At 50.1% G+C, this 25,224-nt stretch carries 27 protein-coding genes, 1 tRNA gene and 1 pseudogene; 12 read left to right on the top strand and 17 right to left on the bottom strand.

The window, feature by feature from the left end; translation table 11 throughout:
- Positions 1 to 242: 242 nt before the first annotated feature.
- Entirely contained in the window at positions 243 to 494 is a 252-nt protein-coding gene (locus BLV48_RS15735) for a helix-turn-helix domain-containing protein (protein ID WP_091827784.1), read from the top strand.
- 11 nt (positions 495 to 505) lie between these two features.
- Here the strand turns inward: BLV48_RS15735 and BLV48_RS19610 are convergent, their stop codons facing one another.
- From BLV48_RS19610 to BLV48_RS19395, 3 genes and pseudogenes are all read right to left on the bottom strand, one after another.
- On the bottom strand, positions 506 to 766 hold the full coding sequence (locus BLV48_RS19610) for a DUF2787 family protein (protein WP_422730701.1): 261 nt from the start codon (positions 764 to 766) through the stop codon (positions 506 to 508).
- A gap of 146 nt (positions 767 to 912) precedes the next feature.
- Positions 913 to 2,886 carry a sensor domain-containing diguanylate cyclase gene (locus BLV48_RS15740; RefSeq protein ID WP_139253942.1) on the bottom strand — a complete coding sequence of 658 codons (1,974 nt, stop codon included), beginning with the start codon at positions 2,884 to 2,886 and terminating at the stop codon, positions 913 to 915.
- Positions 2,887 to 2,974: 88 nt separating this feature from the next.
- A pseudogene (locus tag BLV48_RS19395) lies at positions 2,975 to 3,169 on the bottom strand (IS3 family transposase); the annotation flags it as partial.
- 215 nt (positions 3,170 to 3,384) lie between these two features.
- Here BLV48_RS19395 and BLV48_RS15745 point away from each other — a divergent pair.
- Both BLV48_RS15745 and BLV48_RS15750 read left to right on the top strand, forming a co-directional pair.
- Complete coding sequence (locus BLV48_RS15745) at positions 3,385 to 5,748, top strand: bifunctional diguanylate cyclase/phosphodiesterase (RefSeq protein ID WP_091827751.1); 2,364 nt, start codon at positions 3,385 to 3,387, stop codon at positions 5,746 to 5,748.
- Positions 5,749 to 5,861: 113 nt separating this feature from the next.
- A complete protein-coding gene (locus tag BLV48_RS15750) occupies positions 5,862 to 6,611 on the top strand; it encodes a hypothetical protein (RefSeq protein WP_139253943.1) in 750 nt (249 codons plus the stop codon).
- Positions 6,612 to 6,832: 221 nt separating this feature from the next.
- On the opposite strand, the gene tatA is transcribed toward BLV48_RS15750, so the two are convergent.
- From tatA to BLV48_RS15765, 3 genes are all read right to left on the bottom strand, one after another.
- Positions 6,833 to 6,982, bottom strand: coding sequence for a twin-arginine translocase TatA/TatE family subunit (gene tatA / locus BLV48_RS15755; protein WP_217633038.1), 150 nt, complete (start codon positions 6,980 to 6,982; stop codon positions 6,833 to 6,835).
- 66 nt (positions 6,983 to 7,048) lie between these two features.
- On the bottom strand, positions 7,049 to 8,617 hold the full coding sequence (locus tag BLV48_RS15760; protein ID WP_091827753.1) for an amidase: 1,569 nt from the start codon (positions 8,615 to 8,617) through the stop codon (positions 7,049 to 7,051).
- Between the two features lie 14 nt (positions 8,618 to 8,631).
- On the bottom strand, positions 8,632 to 10,032 hold the full coding sequence (locus BLV48_RS15765; protein ID WP_217633039.1) for an OprD family outer membrane porin: 1,401 nt from the start codon (positions 10,030 to 10,032) through the stop codon (positions 8,632 to 8,634).
- Positions 10,033 to 10,153: 121 nt separating this feature from the next.
- On the opposite strand from BLV48_RS15765, the gene BLV48_RS15770 reads away from it, so the two are divergent.
- Positions 10,154 to 10,921 carry an IclR family transcriptional regulator gene (locus tag BLV48_RS15770; protein WP_091827755.1) on the top strand — a complete coding sequence of 256 codons (768 nt, stop codon included), beginning with the start codon at positions 10,154 to 10,156 and terminating at the stop codon, positions 10,919 to 10,921.
- Positions 10,922 to 10,966: 45 nt separating this feature from the next.
- On the opposite strand, the gene BLV48_RS19500 is transcribed toward BLV48_RS15770, so the two are convergent.
- Positions 10,967 to 11,179, bottom strand: coding sequence for a putative ATP-dependent zinc protease (locus tag BLV48_RS19500; RefSeq protein ID WP_302847914.1), 213 nt, complete (start codon positions 11,177 to 11,179; stop codon positions 10,967 to 10,969).
- Positions 11,180 to 11,740: 561 nt separating this feature from the next.
- Between BLV48_RS19500 and BLV48_RS15780 the strand changes: the two genes are divergently transcribed.
- Entirely contained in the window at positions 11,741 to 12,145 is a 405-nt protein-coding gene (locus tag BLV48_RS15780) for a hypothetical protein (protein WP_091827757.1), read from the top strand.
- Between the two features lie 3 nt (positions 12,146 to 12,148).
- Here BLV48_RS15780 and BLV48_RS15785 read toward each other — a convergent pair whose 3' ends face one another.
- The 9 genes from BLV48_RS15785 to BLV48_RS18815 form a co-directional block, all read right to left on the bottom strand.
- Positions 12,149 to 13,423: a hypothetical protein gene (locus BLV48_RS15785; RefSeq protein WP_091827758.1), complete on the bottom strand. Its 1,275-nt coding sequence runs from the start codon at positions 13,421 to 13,423 to the stop codon at positions 12,149 to 12,151.
- Between the two features lie 259 nt (positions 13,424 to 13,682).
- Positions 13,683 to 14,702: a zonular occludens toxin domain-containing protein gene (locus BLV48_RS15790; protein WP_091827759.1), complete on the bottom strand. Its 1,020-nt coding sequence runs from the start codon at positions 14,700 to 14,702 to the stop codon at positions 13,683 to 13,685.
- A 12-nt stretch (positions 14,703 to 14,714) separates the two neighbouring features.
- Positions 14,715 to 15,035: a DUF2523 domain-containing protein gene (locus tag BLV48_RS15795; protein WP_091827760.1), complete on the bottom strand. Its 321-nt coding sequence runs from the start codon at positions 15,033 to 15,035 to the stop codon at positions 14,715 to 14,717.
- Between the two features lie 11 nt (positions 15,036 to 15,046).
- Positions 15,047 to 16,624 (bottom strand): virulence factor TspB C-terminal domain-related protein, encoded by a 1,578-nt coding sequence (locus BLV48_RS19035; protein ID WP_175527706.1) that lies wholly within the window; start codon positions 16,622 to 16,624, stop codon positions 15,047 to 15,049.
- A 74-nt stretch (positions 16,625 to 16,698) separates the two neighbouring features.
- The gene (locus BLV48_RS15810; protein WP_091827763.1) at positions 16,699 to 16,905 is read right to left on the bottom strand and encodes a major capsid protein; all 207 of its coding nucleotides are present in this window, start codon (positions 16,903 to 16,905) and stop codon (positions 16,699 to 16,701) included.
- Positions 16,892 to 17,113, bottom strand: a complete 222-nt coding sequence (locus BLV48_RS15815; RefSeq protein ID WP_091827764.1) for a hypothetical protein — start codon at positions 17,111 to 17,113, stop codon at positions 16,892 to 16,894. Before BLV48_RS15815 ends, BLV48_RS15810 begins: the two co-directional genes overlap by 14 nt.
- Before the next feature lie 116 nt (positions 17,114 to 17,229).
- Positions 17,230 to 17,514 carry a hypothetical protein gene (locus BLV48_RS15820; RefSeq protein WP_091827765.1) on the bottom strand — a complete coding sequence of 95 codons (285 nt, stop codon included), beginning with the start codon at positions 17,512 to 17,514 and terminating at the stop codon, positions 17,230 to 17,232.
- 560 nt (positions 17,515 to 18,074) lie between these two features.
- Complete coding sequence (locus BLV48_RS15825; protein ID WP_091827766.1) at positions 18,075 to 18,515, bottom strand: hypothetical protein; 441 nt, start codon at positions 18,513 to 18,515, stop codon at positions 18,075 to 18,077.
- Positions 18,515 to 18,739, bottom strand: a complete 225-nt coding sequence (locus BLV48_RS18815) for a hypothetical protein (protein WP_139253944.1) — start codon at positions 18,737 to 18,739, stop codon at positions 18,515 to 18,517. The genes BLV48_RS15825 and BLV48_RS18815 overlap by 1 nt, the downstream gene beginning before the upstream one ends.
- Positions 18,740 to 19,198: 459 nt before the next feature.
- Between BLV48_RS18815 and BLV48_RS15835 the strand changes: the two genes are divergently transcribed.
- From BLV48_RS15835 to BLV48_RS15850, 4 genes are all read left to right on the top strand, one after another.
- Positions 19,199 to 19,864, top strand: coding sequence for a DUF2726 domain-containing protein (locus BLV48_RS15835; RefSeq protein ID WP_091827768.1), 666 nt, complete (start codon positions 19,199 to 19,201; stop codon positions 19,862 to 19,864).
- Between the two features lie 17 nt (positions 19,865 to 19,881).
- Positions 19,882 to 20,685: a hypothetical protein gene (locus BLV48_RS15840; RefSeq protein WP_091827769.1), complete on the top strand. Its 804-nt coding sequence runs from the start codon at positions 19,882 to 19,884 to the stop codon at positions 20,683 to 20,685.
- Between the two features lie 122 nt (positions 20,686 to 20,807).
- A complete protein-coding gene (locus BLV48_RS15845) occupies positions 20,808 to 21,686 on the top strand; it encodes a phage integrase (protein WP_254775065.1) in 879 nt (292 codons plus the stop codon).
- 37 nt (positions 21,687 to 21,723) lie between these two features.
- Complete coding sequence (locus BLV48_RS15850; protein ID WP_139253945.1) at positions 21,724 to 22,314, top strand: hypothetical protein; 591 nt, start codon at positions 21,724 to 21,726, stop codon at positions 22,312 to 22,314.
- A gap of 115 nt (positions 22,315 to 22,429) precedes the next feature.
- On the opposite strand, the gene BLV48_RS15855 is transcribed toward BLV48_RS15850, so the two are convergent.
- Positions 22,430 to 22,516 (bottom strand) — tRNA-Leu (locus BLV48_RS15855).
- A 147-nt stretch (positions 22,517 to 22,663) separates the two neighbouring features.
- Here BLV48_RS15855 and queA point away from each other — a divergent pair.
- From queA to yajC, 3 genes are read left to right on the top strand one after another with little or no spacing between them, the layout of a single operon-like run.
- The gene (queA, locus tag BLV48_RS15860; RefSeq protein WP_091827772.1) at positions 22,664 to 23,716 is read left to right on the top strand and encodes a tRNA preQ1(34) S-adenosylmethionine ribosyltransferase-isomerase QueA; all 1,053 of its coding nucleotides are present in this window, start codon (positions 22,664 to 22,666) and stop codon (positions 23,714 to 23,716) included.
- Positions 23,717 to 23,730: 14 nt separating this feature from the next.
- Positions 23,731 to 24,849 (top strand): tRNA guanosine(34) transglycosylase Tgt, encoded by a 1,119-nt coding sequence (gene tgt / locus BLV48_RS15865; protein ID WP_091827773.1) that lies wholly within the window; start codon positions 23,731 to 23,733, stop codon positions 24,847 to 24,849.
- A 38-nt stretch (positions 24,850 to 24,887) separates the two neighbouring features.
- On the top strand, positions 24,888 to 25,214 hold the full coding sequence (gene yajC, locus BLV48_RS15870; RefSeq protein ID WP_091827774.1) for a preprotein translocase subunit YajC: 327 nt from the start codon (positions 24,888 to 24,890) through the stop codon (positions 25,212 to 25,214).
- Positions 25,215 to 25,224: the final 10 nt, after the last annotated feature.

Consider the following 25,224-nt stretch of genomic DNA (forward strand, 5'->3'; position numbering starts at 1 on the left):
AACCGGTTCAATAGACACATTAGAGGAAAGGTAGGACTCACCGGAGCCTCAAGTCTCTGTTGTCTATAGGTGATATGTTGGAGTGCAAGCAGTGAGTTTGATCGAAACAGCGTGTCGTATAAACCACCCACATCACAAGGTTAATCACCGATCATACACATCCTGTATCTATGGGTTACCTACCCAAGTAATGGAAAATATCCCGAATTGGGATGTTTTGCAAACCCACTTACATTGCCGCCATGGTAAAGATTCTGTGGGAACCCCGACAGTCGGCCTTCCGTCAAGCTCTGCGAGACCTGCGTAAGCAAGCGGGTCTCAGCCAAGTGGAGTTGGCGGCACGGCTTGACAAGCCTCAGAGCTTCGTATCGAAGTATGAAAGCGGCGAACGTCGACTTGAATACATCGAAGTGGAGATGATCTGCCGTGCCTGCAACACGACCCTCGGGGCCTTTGCAGAGGCCTTTGAGCGTGATTGCCCGTGGGGAAAGTAATTGATAACACGTCAATTACTATGCCGGAAAGGTATTCCTGAGCGAGACAGGCGGATCTCTGCCGGATGGTAGACAGCCCGATCGGCAGAGTAGTGTGGGTCACGGAAGTTGAAAGTGATCGCGGATGCCTCCTGCAAGGGTCCAGCCCCGGTGCATGCCTGACGCGGTGCGGGTACAGCAAACGCAGTTATGTCACAAGGTCGAAACAATTTAACTGCTGAAGAAGCGTATGAGTTGGAGCAAGAAGGGTATCGAAACAGGCTACTATGCAATTCGAACGCACTCAGGGATGGATGTTATGAATAATGAAAAGCGATATGACGTTCGGTACAACCCACATTAATACAAGCTCTTGGGTGTACCAAATTATGCGCTAAACGTTGCCAAAAAAATCGCGTGACCACAAGGATGCTAATTTTCAGGTATCCACCGATGCTGTTTTAAGAGAATCGTCTGCGATAACCTGATTACGGCCTGTATTTTTAGCTTGGTACAATGCTTTGTCGGTTCGGGCCAATAGGGCGCTCGGTGGCTCCCCGCGCTGGTGCATGGCGAGACCAAAGCTGGCAGTAACATGCAGGGTGTGGCCTGTAATGATACAGCGGTGATGGTCCATACTCTCTCGAACCCGCTCTGCCAATTGGTAGAGATCATTCAAGTGCAGATGTTTGATCACCAGTAGAAATTCTTCACCGCCGATCCGGCCAACACAGTCGTGGGGGCGAAGCAGTTCACGGGCTAAACGGGTATATTCAATGAGCACCTGATCACCAGCAGCGTGACCATAGGTGTCATTCACGCTCTTGAAATGGTCTAGGTCAAACATGATGATGCCAAATTCCGTATCGGTCTTGATCACCTGCTCCAGTTGTTGAAGTATTGCACGGCGGTTAAGGTAGCCAGTGAGTTCGTCTGTTTCTGCCTGTCGGCGCAGTTTTTTCTCTGCTGTGACCTTTTCCCGATCATCGCTGAAAGTGATGACTGCACCGCCAGACTCTGATTTTGGGAGCGGGCTAACCGTCATGCTAACCGGTATGATGATGCCTTCTCGGGTGCAGATATAGTCGCGTTCTCTATGCTGGCGCTGACCGGTGCGAATGGCGTGGGTGGTTAAGCACTCTTCCCGGTCAAGGTTTTCACCTTCTGCAGTTACGTGAATAATGTCGTGCAAACAGCGGCCCAGTATCTCTTTTTCTTGCCAGCCCAATAAGCGCTCTGCCTCTGGGTTCAACCAGCGCGTGAGTCCCTGTGTATCAATCATTATGACACCGTTGCCCATCTCATTAGTTACCAGGCGCAATTGCTGCTCGTTGATCAATAGGCGATGATAGAGCTGCAGGTGTTTCAAACGAAGCCGGTGCCAGCCGAATAGTAATAAAAACCCTGCCAGCGCAGTGGTCCCTAACAGCCCTGCGGCATGTATTTGGTATTGTTGGGTGAGGGCATTACATGCTTTACCGGATTCTCGCAGCCCGATCAGCCAGCGCGGTGACTGGGCTTGCTGGCTACCATACGCAGTCCATGAATAGAGCAGACAGTCCTGTCCTAATGTGAGCTGCCCGAAGTCTTGAGATGCCATTTGCTGCCAAAGAGAGGGCTCCTCCACTGCTAGGCCGCTTTGTGGCTCAAACATAAACAGCCAATCCTGCTTGTCTCCTCCATGTAACCACTGTCCTTTATCGTTCAGGAGTATGGGACGCAGAGGGGCAGGCAGGTGGTTGCTGAGCTGCTGAAGAAGCTCTTCGGCGCGGTAGTTTACAACTACCAGACCGTTTAACTGCGTGTGCCGGTACACTGGATGCACCATGCGCAGCATTGGCTTGAACGGCACTTCGATCTCATTTTGCTCGATATTCAGGTCCAAAGGTGACAAATAGGTGTAACCAGGCGCAAGCTTCATGCCCTCGGCTGTGTAATAGCGCTGAGCTTTGTTCTGTAGCGCGTCAGCCGGTACCCGATAGACATCCTTCCCTGATCGGTTAATGCGAACGCTCTCGTGACCATTTACATCAAGCAGGCGGATCTGGTCGTAGGAAGGGCGTAATCGCGCAAGACTCAAATAGTCCTCCTGCAACAGCTCAAGCGTATTGGTGGAGGGGTGAAGCAGGTGGCGTTGAAGCAGGGGAGAGGTTGCCAAACGGACCGTATCCAGCTCGACAGTACGGAGTGTGGTCTCAAGTACCTCCTTCAGTTGTACTTGGTAAAAATTGCGTCGCTGTGTTTGTAACTGCTGTTCTTGTTGCCAGTCTCGATACAGGCTTAATGCACCCAACAACAGCACGAGCCCCAGAGCCAGCAGTCCCACAAGCCAAAAGAACACTATCCTGTGGTGAGGAATGTTCGGCTTTGATTGGAGCGTTGTGTCGCCTTTAAGCTGTTCTTTCCTAGTCAAAAACGGCACCACACTGTAGTTCTACCTAAAATACAACGAACAAAAAACACTCAGACGGTCGACAGAATATGGACCGGGCGTGTAGTGGTCAACTAATACCGGACAGTGAATTAAATTTTTCTTCTGCCACAGCGGGTGGCAATCCTTGGTTGTACTGATGTGGCCGTTGCCAGTTGTATCGCTCCATCAGGTAGAGGCTGATGGAGCGCTGGGCTTCACGTGCTGACGCCTATCCGACCATAGGCATCCATTCGGACGTGTAACTACGGAACACCCTCTCCATTTCGGTGCAGAATTTAGAAGCTCGCTGTTGGTAAGAAGCGGCTCAAGGAATATCTCGTTTTGTAGGTCTATAGTTCTATTGTCCGTGAGATGTACTGTTTTTTCAGTATGAAGAGTCCGTTTTTTCCAAGTGACTGTATAGGATAAGGAGGTTACATATGATGTAATATCGTAGATAACTGTATCTAAAGAGTAACACTTGTTGAGAGTGTGCGGATGATAGAGCTACTGAAAACCTATAAAAAACAGCATCCGTTGTCATTGCGTATAGTGCTGATAATAGTGGCTTGCAGCGGGCTCTTTGCGATGTTGGTGGCGGCTACCCAACTGTACAGCCGATATCACTCAGATCAGGAGGTTCTGGCCCAACGCCTTGCCGATGCAGAGTCCGCCTTTCTGGAAGACATTAATGAGGCGCTGTGGCGCCTGGACGAGTCACTAATTCGGCAAAATGTCGAAGGTATTCAGCGTTTGCCTTTTATTGTGCGCGCTCAGCTCATCACCGAACAGCAAAGGGTGTATGCCGTGGGGCGGCAGATTGAAAGCCGTTGGGTAAAAAAGCGTGCTTATGACGTTGTACGCAGTATGAGTGGAAAAACAATACGGCTGGGGCAGTTAACGGTATGGGTGGACGAACGCTCCATCATTAAGAATGTCAAAGAGCAAGCGTTGGAAACCCTCGTACTTCAGGCTTTGAAAACTGCCATCGTGTCAGCCCTGATTCTCATCATTCTTCATTTCATGTTATTCAGGCACCTAAGGTCGTTACACCGGGTGGCAACATCTTTGAGTGCTAACAATCTATCATTGCCGTTCTGGCTTGATCGACCGAATCACACACCTGACGAGTTGGATCATGTTTGCAAAGCGTTAGATGACATGCGCCTCAGGCTTGAGAAGGGTGTTGATGAAATTCAGTTCATGCAAACGGAGATGCGACGAATCTATCTTGCTGCCGACAGCAGTAGTTCCGCCGTCGCGATATTTTCTGTTGAAGAGGGGCATTGTCTCTACCGGAATAATGGCTTTCAGCATTTTTTTGGTGAAGCCGACCATCTGTTTAAGCTGATTTGCTTGCTTGATCCAGATGTGGAATTCACCCAATGGCTATTGCAACTTAAGCAGAATGGTAGCTGGCAACATGAGTTGTTCTGGCCCGACAGGCAGCAGCCCCGCTGGCTTAGCGCCCGGTGTCTTTTTTACATGGATAATGCAGAAGAGCTTGTCATGTTGACAGCCTCTGACATCAGTGAACTGCGCGAGGCCCATGAACGTGAACGGCATCTCATGGAGCATGACTTGTTGACAGGGTTGCCCAATGTGCAATCAGGCTTGCAGGAAGCTAATAAATTGCTCCAACAGGCCGAGCAGCAGTCTTTGCGGCTGGCGGTTATGGCATTCTCATTGAAATCTTTTAAAGCAGTGATCGAATCTTTCGGTACGCGGTATGCTGATCAACTTGTACTACGCGTATCGGAGACACTTAGTAGCTTCATTCCTGAGGATGCGCTACTGGTACGTAGTGCCGATAACCAGTTCATTTGCGCGATGGTATTGCATCAGCATGGTGATGATTACCTTTTGGCACTGCTGGAGCAACTGAGAAGCCTGTTGAGCCAACCTCTTAAGTTGAAGGGGCAAATTGTTGATTGTGGCTTTTATGCAGGCGTTAGCCTTTTTCCAGTTGACGGGATCAATATCGAACAACTTCATCAACGGGCGCTCTCTGCGCTCCACAGAGCGTATACTGAAACCCCCAGAAGCCGGTATTACTTTTATGACAACTCGATGGAGGGTCTGGCGTCGCGGAGACTCAAAATAGCAGCCCTGTTGAACACGGGAAAAATGCTTGAAGAGCTTGAGCTTCATTACCAACCACTTGTATGCACAAAAAGCGGCGAGACGATAGGCTGTGAAGCACTTGCCCGTTGGCAGAATGATGAGCTTGGCTTTATTCCACCGCCCGAATTTATTTCGGTGGCAGAAAAAAACGGTCAAATTATTGAGTTGGGAGAGCTGATTCTGCAGCGTGCATGTCTGCAGCTAAGGGAGTGGCAGAAGATTGAGCCGCAGCTCCAAATGAGCGTGAATATATCCCCCCTTCAGGTGATGGACACTGACTTTATCAATGTTATAAAGAACGCACTCCAGTTATCAGGTATATCGCCGGGCTCTCTGAAACTTGAAGTGACCGAGCAACTGATGCTGCAATCGAATAATGACATTCTGAACAAGCTCAATACCATCAAGCAGCTTGGAGTTCAGTTAGTGATTGATGACTTCGGCGTTGGCTATGCGTCGTTGAATTATCTGTGTGGTTATCCATTTGAAGTGCTCAAAATCGATCAGTCCTTTATTCGTAATATTGCACAGGAAGAGAACCTGTATACCTTGACGGCAACGATAACTCAGCTGGCGCACTCACTCGGCCTGAAAGTGGTTGCTGAAGGTGTTGAGACCGAAGAAATTGCGATGCTACTTCGGCAAATGGGCTGTGATCTGATGCAAGGTTACCTGTTCAGTCGACCGTTGCCTGCAGAGGCATTTCTGGAGCGCTTGAAAGGGCAGGGCCAGTCATGAAAGTCCTCATAAGGTTCCTTGTGCTTTATATGGTGTGTTTCTCTGCAGCAGCCTCCACAATCATACGTTATCAACCCGCATACAGTGAAAATGACAGGCGTCACGATTATTTCTTGACGATCCTTAATATGGCACTGGAAGAGACGCGTTCGGACTACGGTGACTACCAGCTGGTGGCGGCGCCCTTGCAGGTTACACAGGAACGGGCATTTGAGCTGGTAAGTACAGGGGCTGACATTAATATATTCTGGGGTATGAGTAGTTTGCGAAGAGAGACGCTGGCTCGTGCTGTTCCCTTCCCCTTGTTAAGGGGGCTGCTGGGCAACCGCGTTTTATTGATAAACCCGGAGCAGGAAGAAAGCTTTAATCGCGTCCACGATATTGTAGCCCTGAGTCGATTGGTGGCGATTCAGGGTGATAATTGGCCGGATACGGCTATTCTGCGGCACAATGGACTACAGGTGCTCAGCTCAAGCGATTATGACAGCCTGTTTGCCATGCTGGAATATAAGCGTGGTGATTATTTCCCGCGCAGTATCGCAGAAGTATGGGATGAGCTTGACAGCCCATTGGGTGAAGGATTTTCCGTGTATCCCAAACTGATACTGCAATATTCAGGTCCCATTTATTTCTTTGTATCACCGCGCAACAAGCAGCTAGCTGAACGTTTGCAAACCGGTCTGGAGCGAGCTTGGCGCAGTGGTCGTTTCAACAACCTGTTCTACTCGCGGTCAGAGCTGCAGAAGGCGTTCAAATTCATGAAAGAGCCTGAAGTTCGTGTCTTGCGACTTTCTTCACCTTGGAAGTTGCCTTCGCTAGAGCAAGTAAGGCCAGAATACTGGCTGCCCGGATCAGGTTTTTGAAGGCGCGTAACTGAGCTTGCAGACAAGTGATTAATCAGGCTTTCATGCCCTTGCACGGCTGCAGCCCGATCAGCTTCAACCCGGTTGAACTCGCACTGGAGGGTAAGTTGAGCGTTCATCAGATCACCTTTATACATTCGGACATGAGCTTGGTGATGTTCACGAAAGAGCGGCGGGCGCGATCCAGGATGGGAGAGAAAGGCGGAGGTGAAGCTGGCACTTCAATCTTTGTCGCTATTCATTTCCTTCTTAAAGGCTTTCAGGGCGCAGCCCAGATCGCTTCCTACTGAATGCAGTTTGTTCCTGCCAAACAGTAAAAGAATGATTACGAATACAATCAACAGTTGCCACATACTGATACCGGCCAACATGGCTCTTGCCTCCTGTGTGGGCAGGTGAGTTCATAGGGAGAGGGCATATCGCCCCCTCCTGGACTGTTATGCCTTCTTAAGGTTCGGTTTGGTCCTTGTCAGCTGGGACGCCTGCTCGTAGGCGTGTGCGATCTGCAGTACCTTGAAGTCTTCCTTGTTGCGGCCGATCAACTGAATCCCCATCGGGCGTCCCTGATGATCGAACCCGGCGGGTACATTGACCACCGGGCAGCCGCTCAGCGTACCGGGCGTTACCACTTCCATCCAACGATGATAGGTGTCCATTGAGCGGCCATTGATCTCCTTGGGCCAGTGAGTCTCGGCGGCAAACGGGAACACCTGAGCAGAGGGCAGGGCAACTACATCATAGGTATCGAACAGCTTGTCTAAGGCGTGATACCAGCTGGTTCTGGCCTTTGAAGCCTTGTACACATCCATGGCCGACAGGCCCAGCCCTCCTTCGATTTCCCAGATGGCTTCTGGTTTCATCAGTACCCGGTTGCTTTCCTTGGCATAGAGTCCGTTGGCGCCCCCGGCGATCAGGAAGTGCCTGAGCGTCAGCCAGGTTTGCCAGACCTCATCCATCGGGTATTGCATGTCGATCGCCTCGACGACACCACCGAGGGTTTCGAAGTGCTTGAGCGCCTTTTCACACAGATCGATGACGCCGGGTTCCATTGCCAAGTAGCCGTTGAAATCACCCAGCCAGGCGACTTTCAGGCCCTGGGTTTTGGTTTCCAGTGATCCGGCAAAGCGGCTCGGGCTGGATTTTTGTGACAGAGGCACGCGTGAGTCGTAACCGGCCATGGTCGACAGCAGCATGGATGTATCCTGAACGGTTCTGCCCATGGGACCTTCATACCCCAACTGCTGGTAGAACACCTCTTTGGTGGGGCCGAAAGGTATCAGACCCTGAGACGGGCGGAAGCCGATGATGTTGTTATAGCCGGCCGGATTGCGCAGAGAACCCATCATGTCACTGCCGTCCGCCACGGGGAGCATGCCGGTGGCGACAGCTACCGCTGCTCCGCCGCTGCTGCCGCCGGCACAGAGATCGGGGTTGTAGGCGTTACGGGTGATGCCGAAGACGTTGTTGTAGGTCTGGGAGCCAAGGCCAAATTCGGGTGTGTTGGTCTTGCCGATGATAATGGCACCGGATTGACGCAAGCGTTCGACGAAAATGGCGTCATGCTTGGGCACCCAGTCTTTCAGGATCGGTGACCCCATGCTGGTCTTGAGGCCCTTGGTGGTAGCCAGGTCCTTGACGGCGTGGGGAAAGCCGTGCATCCAACCGCGATAATGCCCGCTTTTGAGGTCGGCATCTGCTACTGCGGCTTCATTCAGCAGCTCCTCCCGATCACGCAACGAAACCACTGCGTTGTAGGTTGGATTGAAATTGTCGATCTGGCTGAGATAGCTTTTCATCACCTCGACACAACTGACTTCACCGGTACGAATGGCTTGGGAAAGATCAACGGCTGAGAGAGCGAGGAGTTGCTCCGGAGAGTTGACGCCGACCCTGCTGCGACCACCCATGGCCCAAGAGGTCTTGATCTGGGTGGCGGCGGCCAGCAGGCCAATGCTTCCACCCGCTTTTAACAGACTCCGGCGTGAGATTTTGCTTGAAGATGTCATGATGTCACCTCGTATCAGAATTTGACGGTGTAGTTCAGGTACAAGCGGTCGGCATGATGGGTAATGATGCCGGCAGAGGAGAACGTGAGCGCTGTTCTGCGGACGCCGTCCGGCGTGCCTTCGGTGTCGTGTTCAACATGGAGCCAGGCCAGATGCAGGCCCTTGAGTGGGCCGTCAAAGCGGTATTGCAGTACGCTCTGAAGTTCGCGGCGTTTGAAGTCATCATAGCCCGCGGCGTCATCGGAAAAGGCATAGTGGGCATCCCAGCGCAGCTGGGGCAGACCGAAGTCGGCAAAGCTCATGCCGCCACTGAACTTGAACATCTGCTCATCTTCCAGCCCGAACCAGTAAAAGTTCTTGGCCGCACTGCTCCAGGTGCCGTGATCCTCGGCGAAGAAAACACGATCATAGTCATCGCCAGTTACCTTGGTCAGGCTGGCGCCGAGATAATAGGCTCCGTGGCTGTACTTGCCGCCCAGCTCGTAGAAGCTGGCATCATGGTTATTATCGGCGGCATAGGGGCCAGCACCGGAATATTCAAAAAGATTACCGGCATCCTGTTGGTTTCCATACTTGAAGCTAAAGGTTAATTTGTCATTGCTTTCGAAAGTATAGGAATGGTTCAGGTTAAACAGAGAAGACTTTAAATAGTCTTTTGATTCTGCATATTCAAATCCAACATTAAAATTGGCAGGAAGATTAAATTTTGCGCCCATTATTCTCAGGTGGTCAATTTCTTCTCCGTTGAAGTTGGTCAGCTTGTTTGAAGAGGCAGAAGTATTACGGGGACTGAAGCCTTGGATCTGAGTTAAATAGACGGAGCCCTGATCAAAGGTATAGTCAATATCCACACCCGTGGTGCTTGATGGCAGAATGCGTGTGGTGTTATCGGCATACTGCAGCCGTGATCGAGCCTTTTTGCCAAGGCCTAGTTTCAGGCCGGGATTAGCTTCGCCCAAGGGCTGGAAGCGAAGGTAGGCCTCGGTCAACTTGCCGATGCCGTGTGGGTTCTGCACGTTGCTGTCTGAGCTCAGGTTGGTGATGCTGTTGGCATCGTCGCCAATATTCAAATCTCCAGCCAGCGCTGCGCTCACGTCCAGCCCGACAATGCCCGCATAATAACCGGACTTGAAGGTGGCCTGTATTGCATGAACCCACTCGTCCCGAGTGGGGCCAAAGCCATCATCGGGGTCTTCATTCCAATAATACTGAGCATACCGAATTGAGCTTTCCGACTGATCGAAAAAGTCACTTGCCGTCGCCAGTGCCGGGATCATAAGTGCCAGGGCGCCTAAGCTGATATTTCTGTTTTTTTTCATATGAATCCGTTTAGTGCGTGAAATAAAAGGTCGAACAAAGGGGGAGGCTATGATCCTATTTGAATTCAAGGCGGAGTAAATAAGGTCTTGTTCCACATGGTGGAACCAATAATATCTTGCTACACAGAGTGAAAAGTCGTTACAAAATAAAGCTTTATGTTTACATTCTGTTACAGGGTGAGTGCTATACTGGATTTGAATAAGCTGAAAAAATACCATGACTACAAAATCGTTCGAGAAAGCCAAAGTACTGATTGAGCTGCTGTCCTCATCCACGATGGATGCGGCAGGGCTTGAGACCCTGCATATCCTTTCCGGCTATCCCAAGCCCACGATCAAGCGCATCATGGATGACCTCCAGGCGCTTAGGGTTATTTACAGGCGCTTGGGAGACAAGCGATATGTGGTGCTGGGGTTTGAAAACGAGAGCTTTGATCCTGTCTATCTACTGGCAAGGGATATCGCTCCGGTGCTGCATGGGCTCTTTCGGAAAACCGGTTTGCTGTCGGACTTTGTCATGGTCCGCGACGGGCAGCCAGTGATTGTGGAAAGCAATTTCAGCTTGTCCTGTTACCGATCTGCATCCAGCGGCATAATTGGTGCTCGGCCCAGCCCGCTATTGTCTGCAGCTGGGCGAACGCTCTACGCGGAAAGAACGGATGTGAAAGTCGAACTGGATGCCGTCACAGAGCCGCTGGTCGATTCGCTTCTGGATGAGAAACAGCAAGCGGTCTACACGCGAGTCGACGACAGTTGGGAATATGGTTTTGACAAGCCCTTTGCCATTGCCGCCTGTGCGGTTCCGGTACGATTTGAAAAGCAGACAGTGGCCGCTCTGAGTTTGTACTGGGATGCCGCCCGGGTTCGACAAGGCGTGCTGAATCACGACATTCAAAGGGCTCTGCGAAGTGCGGCTGATACGATTGAGCTACTGTTGCCCGAGCGTAACCGGCTATACCGTAAGGCTGCTCTGGATCTGTCATGAGCGCGTGCTTGTATTTGCCCCCCCCCTGCGCCTGAAATCACCGCTTCAAGTCTGTTTTCGGGTTTTTCGCAATAGATAAGACTGTCCTGGATCGACCAAGTAGTGTCCCTTCATGGTGGTGCGCCCGATCAGCATGCGAAACCCCATTGAATTCCGGTTTGTCAGTGTGACTTCTGCTGTGTGAGTCGTTGAGCTTCCAGAATTGAAAGACGATGATGGGGCAATGTTGAGCGAAGTGTCTACATCCCATTTTGGCACGGGCCTTGGGCTGATGTTGGATAGTATCAGATCCTGAAAGATCTAGTTGGATGTCGCGACGCGCAGAAACACACAGGCGGTGGGGAGGGTATGGACCGGGCAGGGCTTTCGGGTACAAAAAAGCGGCCACCTTTCGGCCTCGCTTGCTTGTCAAAGCCTTTGATTTGCAGGCTTTTTCTTTTTTTCTTCAAGGGCTTGAAGAAGTGGTACCAGCGGCCGGACTCGAACCGGCACACCCGTTAAGGCGGGGGATTTTGAAGCCCTTAGATAGCGTTTCTTTGAACATCTTTTCTTTTATTATCAGTGTGTTAAAAAGGGTTTGTTCTCGTAAGAATCCTTGATTTCTCTACGTGGTGGACACTTTGTGGACACATAGCAGTGAATAAATACTTGACTCATGAATACAAACGGCGATAGATTGAAATAGTGGTGCGGTTTGCTCGTATCCATAGAGAAATTATCTCTACCCGATTATAGCTGTTAAGGCTGGGTATCTTTTCCGTGTAGGACGCTAACTCCACCGGTAAAGGGCTAAATTCATTTAGCAACCGGAGATAATCTATGCCCCGTCGTATGACTCAAACTGCAATCAAGACCCACCAAGCCCTCAAAAACTATTCCTATGAAAGCACTGTCACCAGTTGGCTATTGCGTGATGGCTGGCAAGTATTTCACCCTGTAGTCGATCATGGTCATCAGACCGACCTGCTGATATCTGACGGTCCCAACTACTACCGAGTTCAGGTCAAATCAGTGAATGGTAGCTCAAGCAATCGAGTGATCCAGAATCAATGGGCGAACAGTAATGTCGATTGTGTCGTCTACTTCACAAGAAACTCGAACTGGGGCTATATCGCACCGGCGTTCAGAGAGGGAAAACGACAGCTAAACCACCCAAGCCACATACGGTTTCAGCAAGATCAAAAAAGCTTTCTCGCTGCATTCCATAAGCTGGATGTTGGTTGAGCGTCAAGCCGCTACTTTACTGGTGAGTCTGCGTTCCAAGAGACCTTGCTCAATCATACTGAACAGATCAGATTTGGTTAGGTCTCTGGCACGGATATACCCCATCAAGTCACGCCACAAACCGGATTTTTTAAGGCAGCTCCATGCCTTACGAGCAGTGATGTTGTTCCTGGCATAGATCGACAGCAGGTTCCCCAGGGCTAGAGCAACGTTGCGTTCGTTCCCGATCCCAGCCGTTTTGTATTTGCGTTTGGCAATGAAGTCGTCAGCTGGCTTGCACCACTCAGTATCCTGGAGCAACACAGTCCAGAACGGGTCCACAAAGCGTCTATTCAAATCCAGCCGGAAACGATCAAGTGCATAGGCCCAGAGGTTAGCTAAATACTCGGATGCAGCCTCATAGGTACTGAGATTGCACTTCTTCTCTTGGGTGGTGTTGTAGTCCGCAAACTGCCTCAGCACGGTTTGAGAGAACCGGAACTCAAGCCGCCAGACATCCTGATCCGGTTGCCAGAGAGGGGTTTTCAGATTGTGATCAATCTTGGTATTCCAGATGCCATGGAAGTAATCGATCTTGTCATGGGCGACGATCTCCCGTGACTTGTTGTACAAGGCCGCCTGCAAGCTGGACACGGTGCCGAAGGTGTAGGACTGACCGCGACCATAGATGCTTGCCACCTCGCCGGTGGTAACTTCAAGAGACTGGAACCCGTTACGATCATTTACCCGTTGGGAGCGACAGGTAAGCCGATCAACAAAATCGGAGGGTGGTACCCAACCTTGCCAGTCAGTTGCGATATGGATAGCCACGCCACAGGGTGACGGTGGGGTTACGAACCAGCCAGCCGCCAATTCATCCATCTGGTGTTGAAGCACATCGGGGGACTGATCCCTGATGAGTTTAGGAGACACTTCAATTTTGCAGTGACTCCCTGCACGATCTGCGGTGGTATGGGAGTTCTTGATCAGGATGACAACGCCGAATTCAGCGTTTTGCAGCAGGAATTTAAAGCCTGCCTTTCCACCACGACGGAGCCGCCATAAGTGCCCCTGGTACTCAACAACAGGGCGATACTCAGCCTCTAACCGTTCCTCCAAGTCATCCAGGAGGTCATGGTTCAACATGCCATTGTAGAGCTGACGCACGGTGTCGATGGATGTGTCCAGGATACGAACCCCAGACAGGTCGATCATTTCACCATGAGGGGTGACAAACTGACGACCATCAGTGGAAGGTTCAAACTGGGTGTTATAACGGGTAAGACTTTCTTTGTTCATCAGCTGCACCTGATTGGTATTGAAAAGTAATGAGTTCTTACAGCGTGTTACGTGTTTTTATTTGAGACGTGCTACAGGGCCGTCACGGGCTGGGCGCGCACGGGGAGGACAAGCCTTTCCCTTCGCACTCGCCCAGCCCGTCAGCCTGCTATACATAAGGCCTCAAGCTCTGGGAGTAGCTCCATGAACTCTATGACGGACCACAGGTAGCCAACGCACACGCCGAAGATGAGCCAAAAGGCGATATCGAATAGTTTCATTACATGATCCTGCCCTGGTTGTCGTAAGAAGCGGAGCGAATAGGAGCAGGGTCCCAAAGTCCGTTGTTGACAATGTTGACGCACTGCTGATACTCCATTTCGACAGGGGTCATCTGCTGGGTGACGCACCGGCAGTTGTACTCACCGTCTCGGTGATAGCCGTAACAGCGGGTTTTAGGGGCAACAGTGGGCTTTATAAGCTCGTCATAGACTGGAGCCGTTTCAGGCATTGATGGTATGCGCGGTTGCCACATTTTTGCGTATTCAACTGGATCAAGTGGATATACAGCTTTGAACGCATTGTCCGAGTTATCAGAAGTGGAGGGAGACAGCAATTTTGATGCTGCAGCGGCGGCCTCTTTTGGAAGGTCCGCCTCAGTGGCGGCTGAATCCATACGACTACTTATGTCCCAGGCAAAGTAACCAATTGACGCAACAACACCCAAAACCAGACATATGAAAACCACCAGTTTTTTTGGAATGCGCTTTTTATGAGTGTTGAGAACAGTGGAGGTATACAGATCAAAGACTGTCTTTGGAACATTACCGGAACGGTTCTCAGCTTCACGAAGTGCAGCCGCATTTTCAGGGTCAGTGACAGCCTTTTCCCACACAGCACATGATGACTTCAGACCATACGGCTTTTTGTAGTGCCTGTGCTGCTGGACCTGGCGGCGAACGTCAGTGTTGATCAGCATGGGATGCTGGGTAGTCATGACGATATCAAAACCGTGATGGCGGTGAGTCTCCAACTCAGTGACCATCATCTCCTTGCCCTTGTCCCACTTCTGGGGCCTGAAGATGGTTTGAGCCTCGTCAATCAGCACAACGGAGCCTTCAGGGAGTTTGTACCACTCTTTTACTTCGTCTTCGGTCAGTTCCTGCCAATCTGGAACAGTACAGCCACGAATGTTATAGAAGAAAACAGGCCGGTTTTTGAACTGGTCATCATTCATTACAAAATGAATCATATTGGCCGTTTTCTGACTTCCGGGCTGCCCCGTGAATAAATAAATCATGGAATCCCCCTTTTAGAACGATTTAGCAGGTGGTGAGCCGGGTTTTTTCCAAACCAAGCCAGTAGACGCAATCAGTGCCTTATAAGCGACACAGGCAGAGAGCGTCGATAATATGATTTTTATTGCCGAGTGAATGCCCAGCAAATTTAAAACCTGCACGGTGGTAACAGGTAATCCAGAGTATTGAGAGAGTATATAAGACTCGATTTGATCAAAAACGAGATCAAGGCCGACATAGGTTACCAAACCAATGCCGAGCGCCTTAATAACATAGCCGACCAAAGGCCCAATTAAGGACATAACAAAAGCAGCAATTACACCCCAGAATGGCATTTTAAATACTCCTAAACTGTATAACGCGTTCCGATCAAAACTTGAGAGATCATAGAACCGGATATCCACATGGCCGCAAGAATAACAAGGGGTCTCAGATAACCGGCCAAGTCACAAAGCGGTTGAAACGTGAATTCATGCGTTTTACCTAAAACGGTAAACGTCGCCGGAGCTGGGCACGATCCCGCACTACCATTGTCAGCCCAAAGTTGAGAGACATTGAATTGATCTGAAATATCGATCTCACCCTGATCAATGCCAACCAGCTGACCCCACTCGTCGGTGCCTTCGTATTCAATATCCCCAGAGGCAATAGCCTGATTGATTGCATTTACCGCAGCATCAGGATCACGAGCATCGCAATAGCTTTCGTACTGCGTTTTGGCAATAAAGCAGTCGATAGGAGAACCCGAACATTCAAAAGGCTTAAAGTCACGTTTAGAACAAACGGTATTTTCGACAGTCTCCAGCTTGCCGCACGCCTGCTGCCACTGCTGTTTAACCATGAAGCACTGGATGGGGTCACCCGTGCATTGAGGAGCGGCCCCGTCTTCACAACTGTCAGCACCTGTTACACCATCCTCACCTTCGCCTTCACCTTCGCCGGTACCGTCGCCCTCGCCTTCACCGTCCCCCTCACCTTCGCCTTCGCCTTCGCCTTCACCATCTCCCTGACCGGGATCATTGGGATCGGTAGGGTCATTGGGATCTGCTGGATCTTCAGGGTCTGTTGGGTCTTCGGGATCGGTGGGATCTTCGCCTGGCTGTGGACCGTCATCAACAGACGTACCGGCAGGGCAGGATTCAGATTGATTGACTGTTGAGGCAAGCGTTCCATCAGGGTTATAGCAGTTTTTCTGCTGCTCATCTGTTGAACCTGGAGGACATGAGGCATTGCCGGAAACAGTACCCATATAGACATTGTTGGAGTCATAACACTGCTTTGGCGGATCACCAGCAGGCTCGCAACCTTCATCAGTACATTGAGACTCAGAACCATCACATGCAGTACCAGAGAATTCTACATTTGCCTGGCAAAATCTGTCCCCCGATGGCGTATCCCAACACTCAGCAGAAACAACCGAAGCTGAACAGTTGGCAGTTGATCCAGGTACACAGTAATTGCCGGATGGATAGCCAGAGGTATATGCCGAAAATTCAAGCGATCCAATTTGGCCGCCAGCATCAACACATTCCTGGGGCTCCTCTGGCTCGGGATAGCACGCATGACTTGGATCAGCAATCTGTTCAGCAGTACACGGTAAACGCTTAATCCTGATTTCCCTTATAGTAGAGAGCAAATCATCAGTGCCGGCAGTATAAAAATATTCACGATACTGACAGTCATACCACAAAGGAGGATCACCAGAATCAGAATGCACAGGACACCCCACAACAGACCAAGACTGATAACTATATGAACCCGCATTATATGGAGTTTTAGAACCAACTAAACTAGATAATACCGCTTCAGGTGTCGAAGCTTTATGACTACCATAATAATAAAAAACGGATGCGCTAACTTGATGCGACAAAAAGAGCGGCAGCGAGCACAATAAGGGCAAAAGCCAACGGATCGAACATTTCATTTCCTCAGCCCCTGAGAAGTGAATAAAAAAGGGGTCAGCCGAACTGTTACCCCTGTGCGCTGGAGAGTCTGGGTTTACATTCCTATTCCGCGCTTAACCCAGCGGAATGAGGCATACACTGCGGCAGCACCGATAATGATGCCGCCGACAATGGTTATATCACCAACAATCTGCTCAAGACTTGCCTGACTTTCAGCGGTAAGAACACTGGCATTTGCAGCCGCAGACGACATTACAGCACCGGCAACAGCACCGGCTTTAAGCCATTTACTTTTCTTCATTTGAGTTATCCTCAATAGTTTTACGGATCATCTTCACACCGAAAGCGATTGCGAAGACCAGAATTGTCCAGCCTGCCAAATATTCGAAATCGTCTACTGTCAGGCCAGACGAAAAGGATGCAGGGTCAGCGACCAGCCAGCCGGTAACGCACTCTGGAAAACCGGAAGCGTTAAGGGTGATAGCTGAATCACAGACCAAGACCTGCATAAATAATTGTTCCTAGTTAACTCACCGCGTCACGTGCTGTAGCTGGCCCGCTGCCTCTTGCGCCGATCGGTCGGACGTCGCTACGCGACCCCCGCCGATCCGAGGGCGCTATTCAATCAGGCAGGAGCCTTGGCAGTGACAGGCTTGATGGACAGAACCTTAAAGGCCATCTTTTGGCCAGCACCCTGAGTGGGCTGGGCGACGATTTCACACTTGCAAGGCAGGTGATCGCGCAGCAGGTCAACGGTGGCGTAGTCACAGGCCAGCTTCATCAGCTCAAGGCCGGCACGGTCAGGATTGGTACCGTCAGCCTTCTGGGTCGCGATGATGGACCCGCCTTTGTTGCCGTCCATGTCGTAGCGGCTTGCCTGGATAACCTCTGCGGTCATAGTGATGTTCATGGTGTGCACCTATTTCTTCAATGAGTTAGCTTTTCCTTTGCTGATCGTTTAGAGCGCCATTTTTCGATGCACGCTTCTAGATCAAAGGATTTCAAATACTGGTCATACTCTTGCTTTTTCTTTTCACACTCACAGGGACGTGAACCACACATCAGGCAAAAGCCGTGGTCCTTTGCCGGTACTACGAGTTGGCGGAGCCGCTTATTCATTGGCCCCACCATGGGAATGAGAACCCGAGGCACGCCATGTGACCTCGGGAGTGGTTACGCCACCAGTCGAATTGTCGTCAGCGCGGTTGGCACTGACGCCCCCATCAGGAGTGCAGTCCTGATCAGCGGGAGACGGGAAAGAGGATTCAGCACCCAGAAAGTAATAAACGAGGCTATCAATGTGCCAATCGACATCGAAATGACCCTCACCTATTTCAATGCTGGAATGACAAGTAGGGCAGAGATAACGGACCGAGAGGATTTTTCCCGACTCAACCCACGCCGTATTCGAGTGGGTGCGAGAGCCGCATTCTGGGCAGTCAATCCGGTGAACTGTATATACCTGTTCCATCAGTGCACCTCCAAGACGCGGCAGGCATCCAGATTCTGTTCAATCAGTGCAAGATGGCGGAATATCTGCTCAATGACAGGTTCAGCCTGGGGCAGAGGCGAGTTATAAGAAATGGTGAAACGATGCGAGACAGTACGGGCCAGAACACCAGTATAGGGTTCGAACACCTGACCGGGGATCAGACGATTGAAAACACCATGAGAGCAACATTCAACGACACGACAGGCAATGGGACCCATTTGCAATGGTGAAGTAATGATAAGCTCAAGACCAAGGGTACCAAATTCAGCACGAACTGATGCACCTGAAACGTTAAGGCGCACAGCCTCAGCGGCGATTTCGGACAAGTGAGCAATCAGGCATTCACGTTCCTGAACAGCTGCAGCCCGATCAGCTTCAACTTGGTTGAACTCGCACGGGAGGAGAAGTTGAGCAGTCATCAGATCACCTCCATGCATTCGGACATGAGCTTTGCGATGTTCACAAATGAGCGGCGGGCACGTTCGTCACCATTGCTCGGGGTGATCACCGGGATGTAGCCGCGAAAGATCATGTTGTTCAACGTGGGTTCGCTTATACCCACCAGCTCAGCGAAGCGGGCGCGATCCATGATGGGAACGAATGGGATAGCTTTTGGAAGATCAATAGACACTGGGGCGTTCATGGCGTTTTACCTTTATACTGAGTGTCAGTGAGAACTATTGTTATCAAATATTGCTAGAAATACTTTCTAGGACTAATTCTAGAGGGGTTCTGGCTATTGTCAAGAAATAATTTCTAGAAAATGGATATAGACGATAGAATCAGGGCTGTCCTGAACAGCTGCGGATACACTACGGAGCAGGTCGCCGAAAAGACGGGGATCAAGTACTCACGTTGGACTACGGTCAGAAAAACGGGTGGTAGAGCACGAGCTGAAGAAGTTGAAGCTTTGTGTAAACTATTCCCTGAATTTGCACTGTGGATTGCCTCTGGAAACGTCCTGCCCGATGCTGGGCAAGTGAGCCCAGAGATCGAAGACACACGGAAGGCTTACAACGGGTAGGGAAGGGGTACGTACTCGCACAAAGGATCAATAACACCTGGTTCAGCAGTACAGGGATAAGTAAGCAAGGATAAGCAAATGGACTACATCATAGCGATTGGGTTGATCGCAACAATCATATTTCTTGTCAAAAATAACACCAATCAGTCTGGTAGAGCAGAAAGACGGCATCGACAGTTCGGTACTACCAAGAACTCAAGTTGCCAGCCCAACCCGTGGACATCAAAGCCTGCTCATCACAGCACCCTTCAGGATCTTCTACCCAAAGGGTTTCTCGAACAAAGCGGGGATAATATCCTAGACTTCACAAAACCTCGTGAAAAAGAAACCATTAAAGACTATTCAGAAGTATATGCTTTGGAAAAAAGTATTCTGACACCAGCAGAGCTTAAATTTATGAAGGTACTGCAGGAGGTAGTTGGGGATAGATACTATATTCTTTCTAAAGTTAGGGTTGCTGATGTTTTCAAAGTAAAGAAACAGCGATTTGGTGAGGCTGAATATAAATGGTTTAATAAGATTAAGGCTAAGCATTTTGATTATGTGCTTTGTTGTCCTGATTCATTTCGACCGCTAGCTGTAGTGGAATTAGATGACTCAAGCCATAATCGACCTGATAGGGTGAAAAGAGATAAGTTACTAAACAATATTTGTAAAGACTCTGGCTTAATAATTATCAGGCAAATATATAAAAAGGAATACAATATTAAAGAGTTAAAAGAGAAAATATATAGTGATATATAGATAAAGTGGTGCTTTATATGCTTGATACAATGAAAAGTATACAGGATGGGTTGAAGGAAAGATTTACATCGCCTTTTATTGGTTTTTTGTTCTTTGCTTGGTTTTTTATCAACTATCAAGTTGTTTTTGTATCTTTTTCAACGCTATCTGTGCATGAAAAAATTAGTTTCATAAATAATTACATTAAAGAAGATGCCTACTATTTAAAACTAATATTTTATCCATTTTTTTCTGCGTTCTTCTATATAACAATATTCAAGGCTTTCGATATAGCCATGTATGCAATTTGGCTTTGGAATCAAACAATTCTTAATATTATATCAAATAAGATAAACAGGAAAAGAACTGTTGGCTTTATGGATTATGTTGAGCTTAGAAGGAAGCTTGAGGAGGCAGATGTAGTCAATGAAGAAAGAGTAGAGAAAGTTACAGAGGAAAAGAATAGATTGGAAGAAGAGCTTAAAAGGGTTAGTGAAGAACTTAGGAAATTGAGAGGTAAGTTTGAAGAAGGATATAATATGGTTGTTGATGGATTGAGTGCTTCATATGATGAGATAATAAGCAACCCTGAGTATGACGACTTAGATAAGGATAAGATTGATGCAATAAATGAAATTCAAAAATACCCTGGCTTTGACTATTTTAAAATGATTGACGTTCTTGAGATGTGTCTCGACAGTAAAGAGAAAGCAATTAGGGTTCTGAGAGAGCTGGAAAAAAGTGGCTATATTATATTAGAAGAAAAAACAATCGATGGGAATTCTAAAATAATGCTTGGTGAAATAGGTCATGCTTTCCTTGAAAAATACTCAGAGTATTAGATATGAGTGTAAAAAAAATAAAAGATAAATGGTTATGTGATTTGCGTTTAGGAGGAAGGACTAGTAAGCGCTACCGTAAGACGTTCAAGACCAAGGCTGAGGCACTGCGCTGGGAAGCGTGGATGCAGAGTCAGCATACCCAAAACCCGGACTGGGAACCGCCCAAACGAGATACACGCCGGCTGCTGGACCTGGTACATGAATGGTACCTGCTGCATGGGCAGCATTTGAAGGATGGAGAAAAGCGACAGGGCAAACTGAACGCCATGTGCACCGCGATGGGCAACCCGATCGCAAGCGATCTAACTGGCACGATGTTTACACTGTACCGGGCCAACCGTTCCGAAACCGTCACCGCGAACACTTTAAACCATGAGCTGGCGTATCTGCGTGCAGTCTTCAACGAGTTAACACGGCTGGGACACTGGCAGGGTGATAATCCGTTGAAGAATGTTCGCCCACTCAAAATTGATGAACATGAGTTAACCTGGCTGAGTGCAGAACAGATTGATCAGTTGTTGATGAGCTTGAGCCAGCGTAGGCGACCTGATGCACTGCTGGTTGCAAAAGTATGCCTTTCAACCGGTGCACGATGGTCAGAAGCGGAAGGGTTAACGGCAGAGCAGGTGAAACCGTACCGAATCACGTTCAACCGCACCAAGAGCGGCAAAAGCCGAACGGTGCCAATCTCCCAGGCGTTGTATGCTGAAATCAGTACATGCAGCAGTGGGCGACTGTTCAACAGTTGCTATGAAGCGTTTACCAATGCAGTCGAAGCGTCCGGTATCCAGTTGCCCAAAGGCCAGCGTACACATGTGCTACGGCACACATTCGCCAGTCATTTCATCATGAACGGGGGAAACCTACTGACACTGCAAAAAATTCTCGGGCACCAGTCCATTCAGATGACAATGCGATATGCGCACCTGGCTCCAGACCATCTAAATGATGCTGTCAGGCTGAACCCATTGAGCCAAATTGAAACTGCTATTGCAGTGTGACCGAGACGTTGCGAAACAGAATAAGGACAAAGACTTGATGGACAGCCATGGTGACGCAGGAAGAAAAATTGTCCCCTATCAAAAAGGGTTGCTGACAATATCTATTGCAATTCTTATCTACGTATTAGGAAAAGGGGAGCTCAGTCCGTCACTGTCCATCACGATTGTGGGCCTTACACTGCATAGGCCGGAGGTACTGGAATACGTAGCAATGGGCACTTGGGCTTGGTACATGTGGAAATTTGTTGTTCATAACTCGTTTGCTTTCAACAGCAGTCTACTGAAAATTGCTGAAGCACGAACTCTACAAATACACTTTGGGTCGTTTAAGAAAGCGATGGCGGAAGAAAAGCGGTTACAGAACCTTGAGCCATACCAAATTCATGTTGCGCGGGTTAGGCAGGCTTTTTGGTGGGAGTTTACTTTTGACGTTGAAGACCCGAACACGGGTGGTGTCAGTAGGGAACCTACCCCACGAACTGGGCCTTTACAAATGCTTGGAATGAAGCTGCACACAATTCTTATCTGGGTTTTGAGGGATGAAAGCTGTTCAGATGAGTATCTGCCATGCTCGGTCGGAGTTGTAGCGGGAGCATTAGGTTTGGTTTATACAGCAGGGATGATCTGAGCTGGTTTGAAATTTTGTGGACACTTTGTGGACGCTTCGAGCAAAGATGAGGAATCAGCCGCTTAGGTGCTGATTTGGTATGCTCTGTAACTTACTGAATTTACTTGAAAAGTAGTGGTACCAGCGGCCGGACTCGAACCGGCACACCCGTTAAGGCGGGGGATTTTGAATCCCCTGTGTCTACCAATTTCACCACGCTGGCACTGTATCGACGGGGTTTCGAAGTGTGAAGCCCCTGCAGTGAAGGCGCATATTATATTTGTCTTTGCTGGTTCGTCAATCAGGACTGAAAAAAACCTGTTACTCAGGTAGAATTCAATCTTTCCAACAGGTTTCCAGTTTGAGTCCCATGCAGGTAAAAGACTTCTATTTCGAGCTGCCGGAAGAGCTGATTGCGCGTTATCCACTGGAACAGCGCAGTGCCAGCCGCTTGCTCTGCCTTGACGGCAATACCGGTGAACGGACCCACCGACAGTTTACCGACCTTCTTACATTGCTGCAGCCCGGCGATCTGCTGGTGTTTAACGATACCCGCGTGATTCCGGCGCGGCTGTTCGGGCAGAAAGAGAGTGGCGGCCAGATCGAGATGCTGGTGGAAAGAGTCACCTCCGAAAACACGGCACTGGCGCACATTCGGGCCAGTCGTGCGCCCAGGCCGGGTGCGCGGCTGCTGTTTGAAGGCGGGCTTGAGGCCGAAGTAACGGGGCGTCAGGAAAACCTGTTCCAGCTCAGATTTACTAATCTGGACGACCATCTGGTGTCCGCGCTGGAGCGGCACGGTCACATGCCGCTGCCGCCCTATATGAAACGTGAGGATCAGCTGTCTGACCGCGAGCGTTATCAAACCGTTTACAATCGTAAGCCCGGTGCCGTTGCGGCTCCGACGGCAGGGCTGCATTTTGATCAAGCGTTGTTGCAGCAGCTGAAGGACAAAGGCATCGAGCAAACCTTTGTCACCCTGCATGTAGGCGCGGGCACCTTTCAGCCGGTCAAGGTCGACACCATTGCCGAGCACCACATGCACGCCGAATATATCGAAGTCTCCGATGAGGCCTGTGCGGCAGTGAAAGCCGCTCAGGCCCGGGGCAATAAAGTTGTAGCGGTAGGAACGACCAGTGTGCGCTGTCTTGAGACGGCGAGCCGGTCCGGCGAAATCGCCCCTTTCTATGGCGATACCGATATCTTTATCTACCCGGGCTATCGCTTTCGTACGGTGGATCGGCTGATTACCAATTTCCATCTGCCTGAATCGACGTTGATGATGCTGGTCAGTGCCTTTGCAGGTCATCAGTCGATCATGCAGGCCTATGCCGATGCCGTGGCCGAGCGTTACCGCTTTTTCAGTTATGGCGATGCCATGTTTTTGACCCGCCGTGATGCGGCGGATGAGGACGCTTTGTGAGCAGAGAATGTTTTATGCAGTTCGAGACCCTTGCCAGTGAAGGCAAGGCGCGTCGTGGACGTCTGACCTTTCCCCGTGGTGTGGTTGAAACGCCCGCTTTTATGCCGGTGGGCACATACGGCACCGTCAAGGGCATGCTGCCGCGGGATATCGAGGCTACCGGCGCCCAGATCATTCTGGGCAACACCTTCCATCTGATGCTGCGTCCGGGTACCGAGATCGTACAGCAGCACGGTGATCTGCATGACTTCATGCAGTGGAAAGGGCCGATTTTGACCGATTCCGGCGGCTTTCAGGTGTTCAGTCTTGGCAAGCTGCGCAAGATCACCGAAGAGGGAGTGACCTTCCAGTCGCCGGTGAACGGCAGCAAGGTGTTCATGACGCCGGAAAGCTCGATGCAGGTTCAGCGTGAACTGGGCTCCGATATCGTGATGATCTTCGATGAATGCACGCCCTATCCGGCAACGGAAAAGGAAGCGGCCGACTCCATGCGCATGTCGCTGCGCTGGGCCGAGCGTTCCAAAAAGGCTCACGGTGAAAGCCCTTCGGCATTGTTCGGGATTATCCAGGGTGGCATGTACGAGAGTCTGCGCGATGAGTCCCTTGCCGGGCTGACCGAAATCGGCTTCGATGGCTATGCCATCGGTGGTCTCTCGGTGGGTGAGCCGAAGGAAGATATGGTGCGCATTCTTGATCGTCTGGCGTGGAAAATGCCCGAGGACAAGCCCCGTTACCTGATGGGTGTGGGCAAACCGGAAGATCTGGTCGAAGGGGTGCGTCGTGGTGTCGATATGTTCGACTGCGTCATGCCGACCCGCAATGCGCGCAACGGCTTTCTGTTCACTCGCAACGGCATCGTCAAGATTCGCAATTCGGCCAATAAAACCAATACGGCACCTGTGGATGAAACCTGCAGCTGTTATACCTGTCAGAACTTCAGTCGCGCCTATTTGCACCATCTGGACAAGTGCAAGGAGATCCTGGGGGCGCAGCTCAATACCATCCACAACCTGCACTACTATCAGGAGCTGATGGCTGGTTTGCGCAACGCCATTGAACAGGGTAAATTGAGCGACTTCGTAGACGAATTCTATCGCCAGCGGGGGCAGGAAACGCCGCCGCTGACGGCTTGAAACGCATCACTGACACTGTAATCGGGAGTACAACCTGAATGAGCTTTTTCATCTCTCCGGCCTACGCTGAAGGCGCTGGCGCCATGGATCCGGGTATGTTTAACATCCTGTTCCTGGTCGGCTTTGGTCTGATTTTCTACTTCTTCATGTGGCGCCCCCAGGCCAAACGTGCCAAGGATCACAAAAACCTGATCGCCGGTCTGGCAAAAGGTGATGAAGTGATCACGGCAGGTGGCATCATCGGTAAGGTGTTGCGCCTGAGCGATGATTACGTGGTACTGGAAGTATCCGAAGGCACTGAGCTGAAGTTCCAGAAGGCCCACGTTGCGGCCGAACTGCCCAAGGGCACGATCAAGAATATCTGATCGCTCGTCT

It is taken from the genome of Marinobacterium iners DSM 11526 (assembly GCF_900107855.1).
Taxonomy (GTDB): domain Bacteria; phylum Pseudomonadota; class Gammaproteobacteria; order Pseudomonadales; family Balneatricaceae; genus Marinobacterium; species Marinobacterium iners.

Bases quoted from the DNA above. Each gene is read 5' to 3' on its own strand.
- BLV48_RS15815 (WP_091827764.1), bottom strand. From the start codon at position 17,113: ATGCAGGTCTTGGTCTGTGATTCAGCTATCACCCTTAACGCTTCCGGT.
- queA (WP_091827772.1), top strand. From the start codon at position 22,664: ATGCAGGTAAAAGACTTCTATTTCGAGCTGCCGGAAGAGCTGATTGCG.
- BLV48_RS19035 (WP_175527706.1), bottom strand. From the start codon at position 16,624: ATGAAATGTTCGATCCGTTGGCTTTTGCCCTTATTGTGCTCGCTGCCG.
- BLV48_RS15770 (WP_091827755.1), top strand. From the start codon at position 10,154: ATGACTACAAAATCGTTCGAGAAAGCCAAAGTACTGATTGAGCTGCTG.
- BLV48_RS15840 (WP_091827769.1), top strand. From the start codon at position 19,882: ATGCTTGATACAATGAAAAGTATACAGGATGGGTTGAAGGAAAGATTT.
- BLV48_RS15785 (WP_091827758.1), bottom strand. From the start codon at position 13,423: ATGAACAAAGAAAGTCTTACCCGTTATAACACCCAGTTTGAACCTTCC.
- BLV48_RS15835 (WP_091827768.1), top strand. From the start codon at position 19,199: ATGGACTACATCATAGCGATTGGGTTGATCGCAACAATCATATTTCTT.
- BLV48_RS15735 (WP_091827784.1), top strand. From the start codon at position 243: ATGGTAAAGATTCTGTGGGAACCCCGACAGTCGGCCTTCCGTCAAGCT.
- BLV48_RS18815 (WP_139253944.1), bottom strand. From the start codon at position 18,739: ATGAACGCCCCAGTGTCTATTGATCTTCCAAAAGCTATCCCATTCGTT.
- BLV48_RS15790 (WP_091827759.1), bottom strand. From the start codon at position 14,702: ATGATTTATTTATTCACGGGGCAGCCCGGAAGTCAGAAAACGGCCAAT.
- tatA (WP_217633038.1), bottom strand. From the start codon at position 6,982: ATGTTGGCCGGTATCAGTATGTGGCAACTGTTGATTGTATTCGTAATC.
- BLV48_RS15820 (WP_091827765.1), bottom strand. From the start codon at position 17,514: ATGAACATCACTATGACCGCAGAGGTTATCCAGGCAAGCCGCTACGAC.
- BLV48_RS15825 (WP_091827766.1), bottom strand. From the start codon at position 18,515: ATGACTGCTCAACTTCTCCTCCCGTGCGAGTTCAACCAAGTTGAAGCT.
- BLV48_RS15795 (WP_091827760.1), bottom strand. From the start codon at position 15,035: ATGCCATTCTGGGGTGTAATTGCTGCTTTTGTTATGTCCTTAATTGGG.
- tgt (WP_091827773.1), top strand. From the start codon at position 23,731: ATGCAGTTCGAGACCCTTGCCAGTGAAGGCAAGGCGCGTCGTGGACGT.
- yajC (WP_091827774.1), top strand. From the start codon at position 24,888: ATGAGCTTTTTCATCTCTCCGGCCTACGCTGAAGGCGCTGGCGCCATG.
- BLV48_RS15780 (WP_091827757.1), top strand. From the start codon at position 11,741: ATGCCCCGTCGTATGACTCAAACTGCAATCAAGACCCACCAAGCCCTC.
- BLV48_RS15760 (WP_091827753.1), bottom strand. From the start codon at position 8,617: ATGACATCTTCAAGCAAAATCTCACGCCGGAGTCTGTTAAAAGCGGGT.
- BLV48_RS15745 (WP_091827751.1), top strand. From the start codon at position 3,385: ATGATAGAGCTACTGAAAACCTATAAAAAACAGCATCCGTTGTCATTG.
- BLV48_RS15810 (WP_091827763.1), bottom strand. From the start codon at position 16,905: ATGAAGAAAAGTAAATGGCTTAAAGCCGGTGCTGTTGCCGGTGCTGTA.
- BLV48_RS15845 (WP_254775065.1), top strand. From the start codon at position 20,808: ATGCAGAGTCAGCATACCCAAAACCCGGACTGGGAACCGCCCAAACGA.
- BLV48_RS15850 (WP_139253945.1), top strand. From the start codon at position 21,724: ATGGACAGCCATGGTGACGCAGGAAGAAAAATTGTCCCCTATCAAAAA.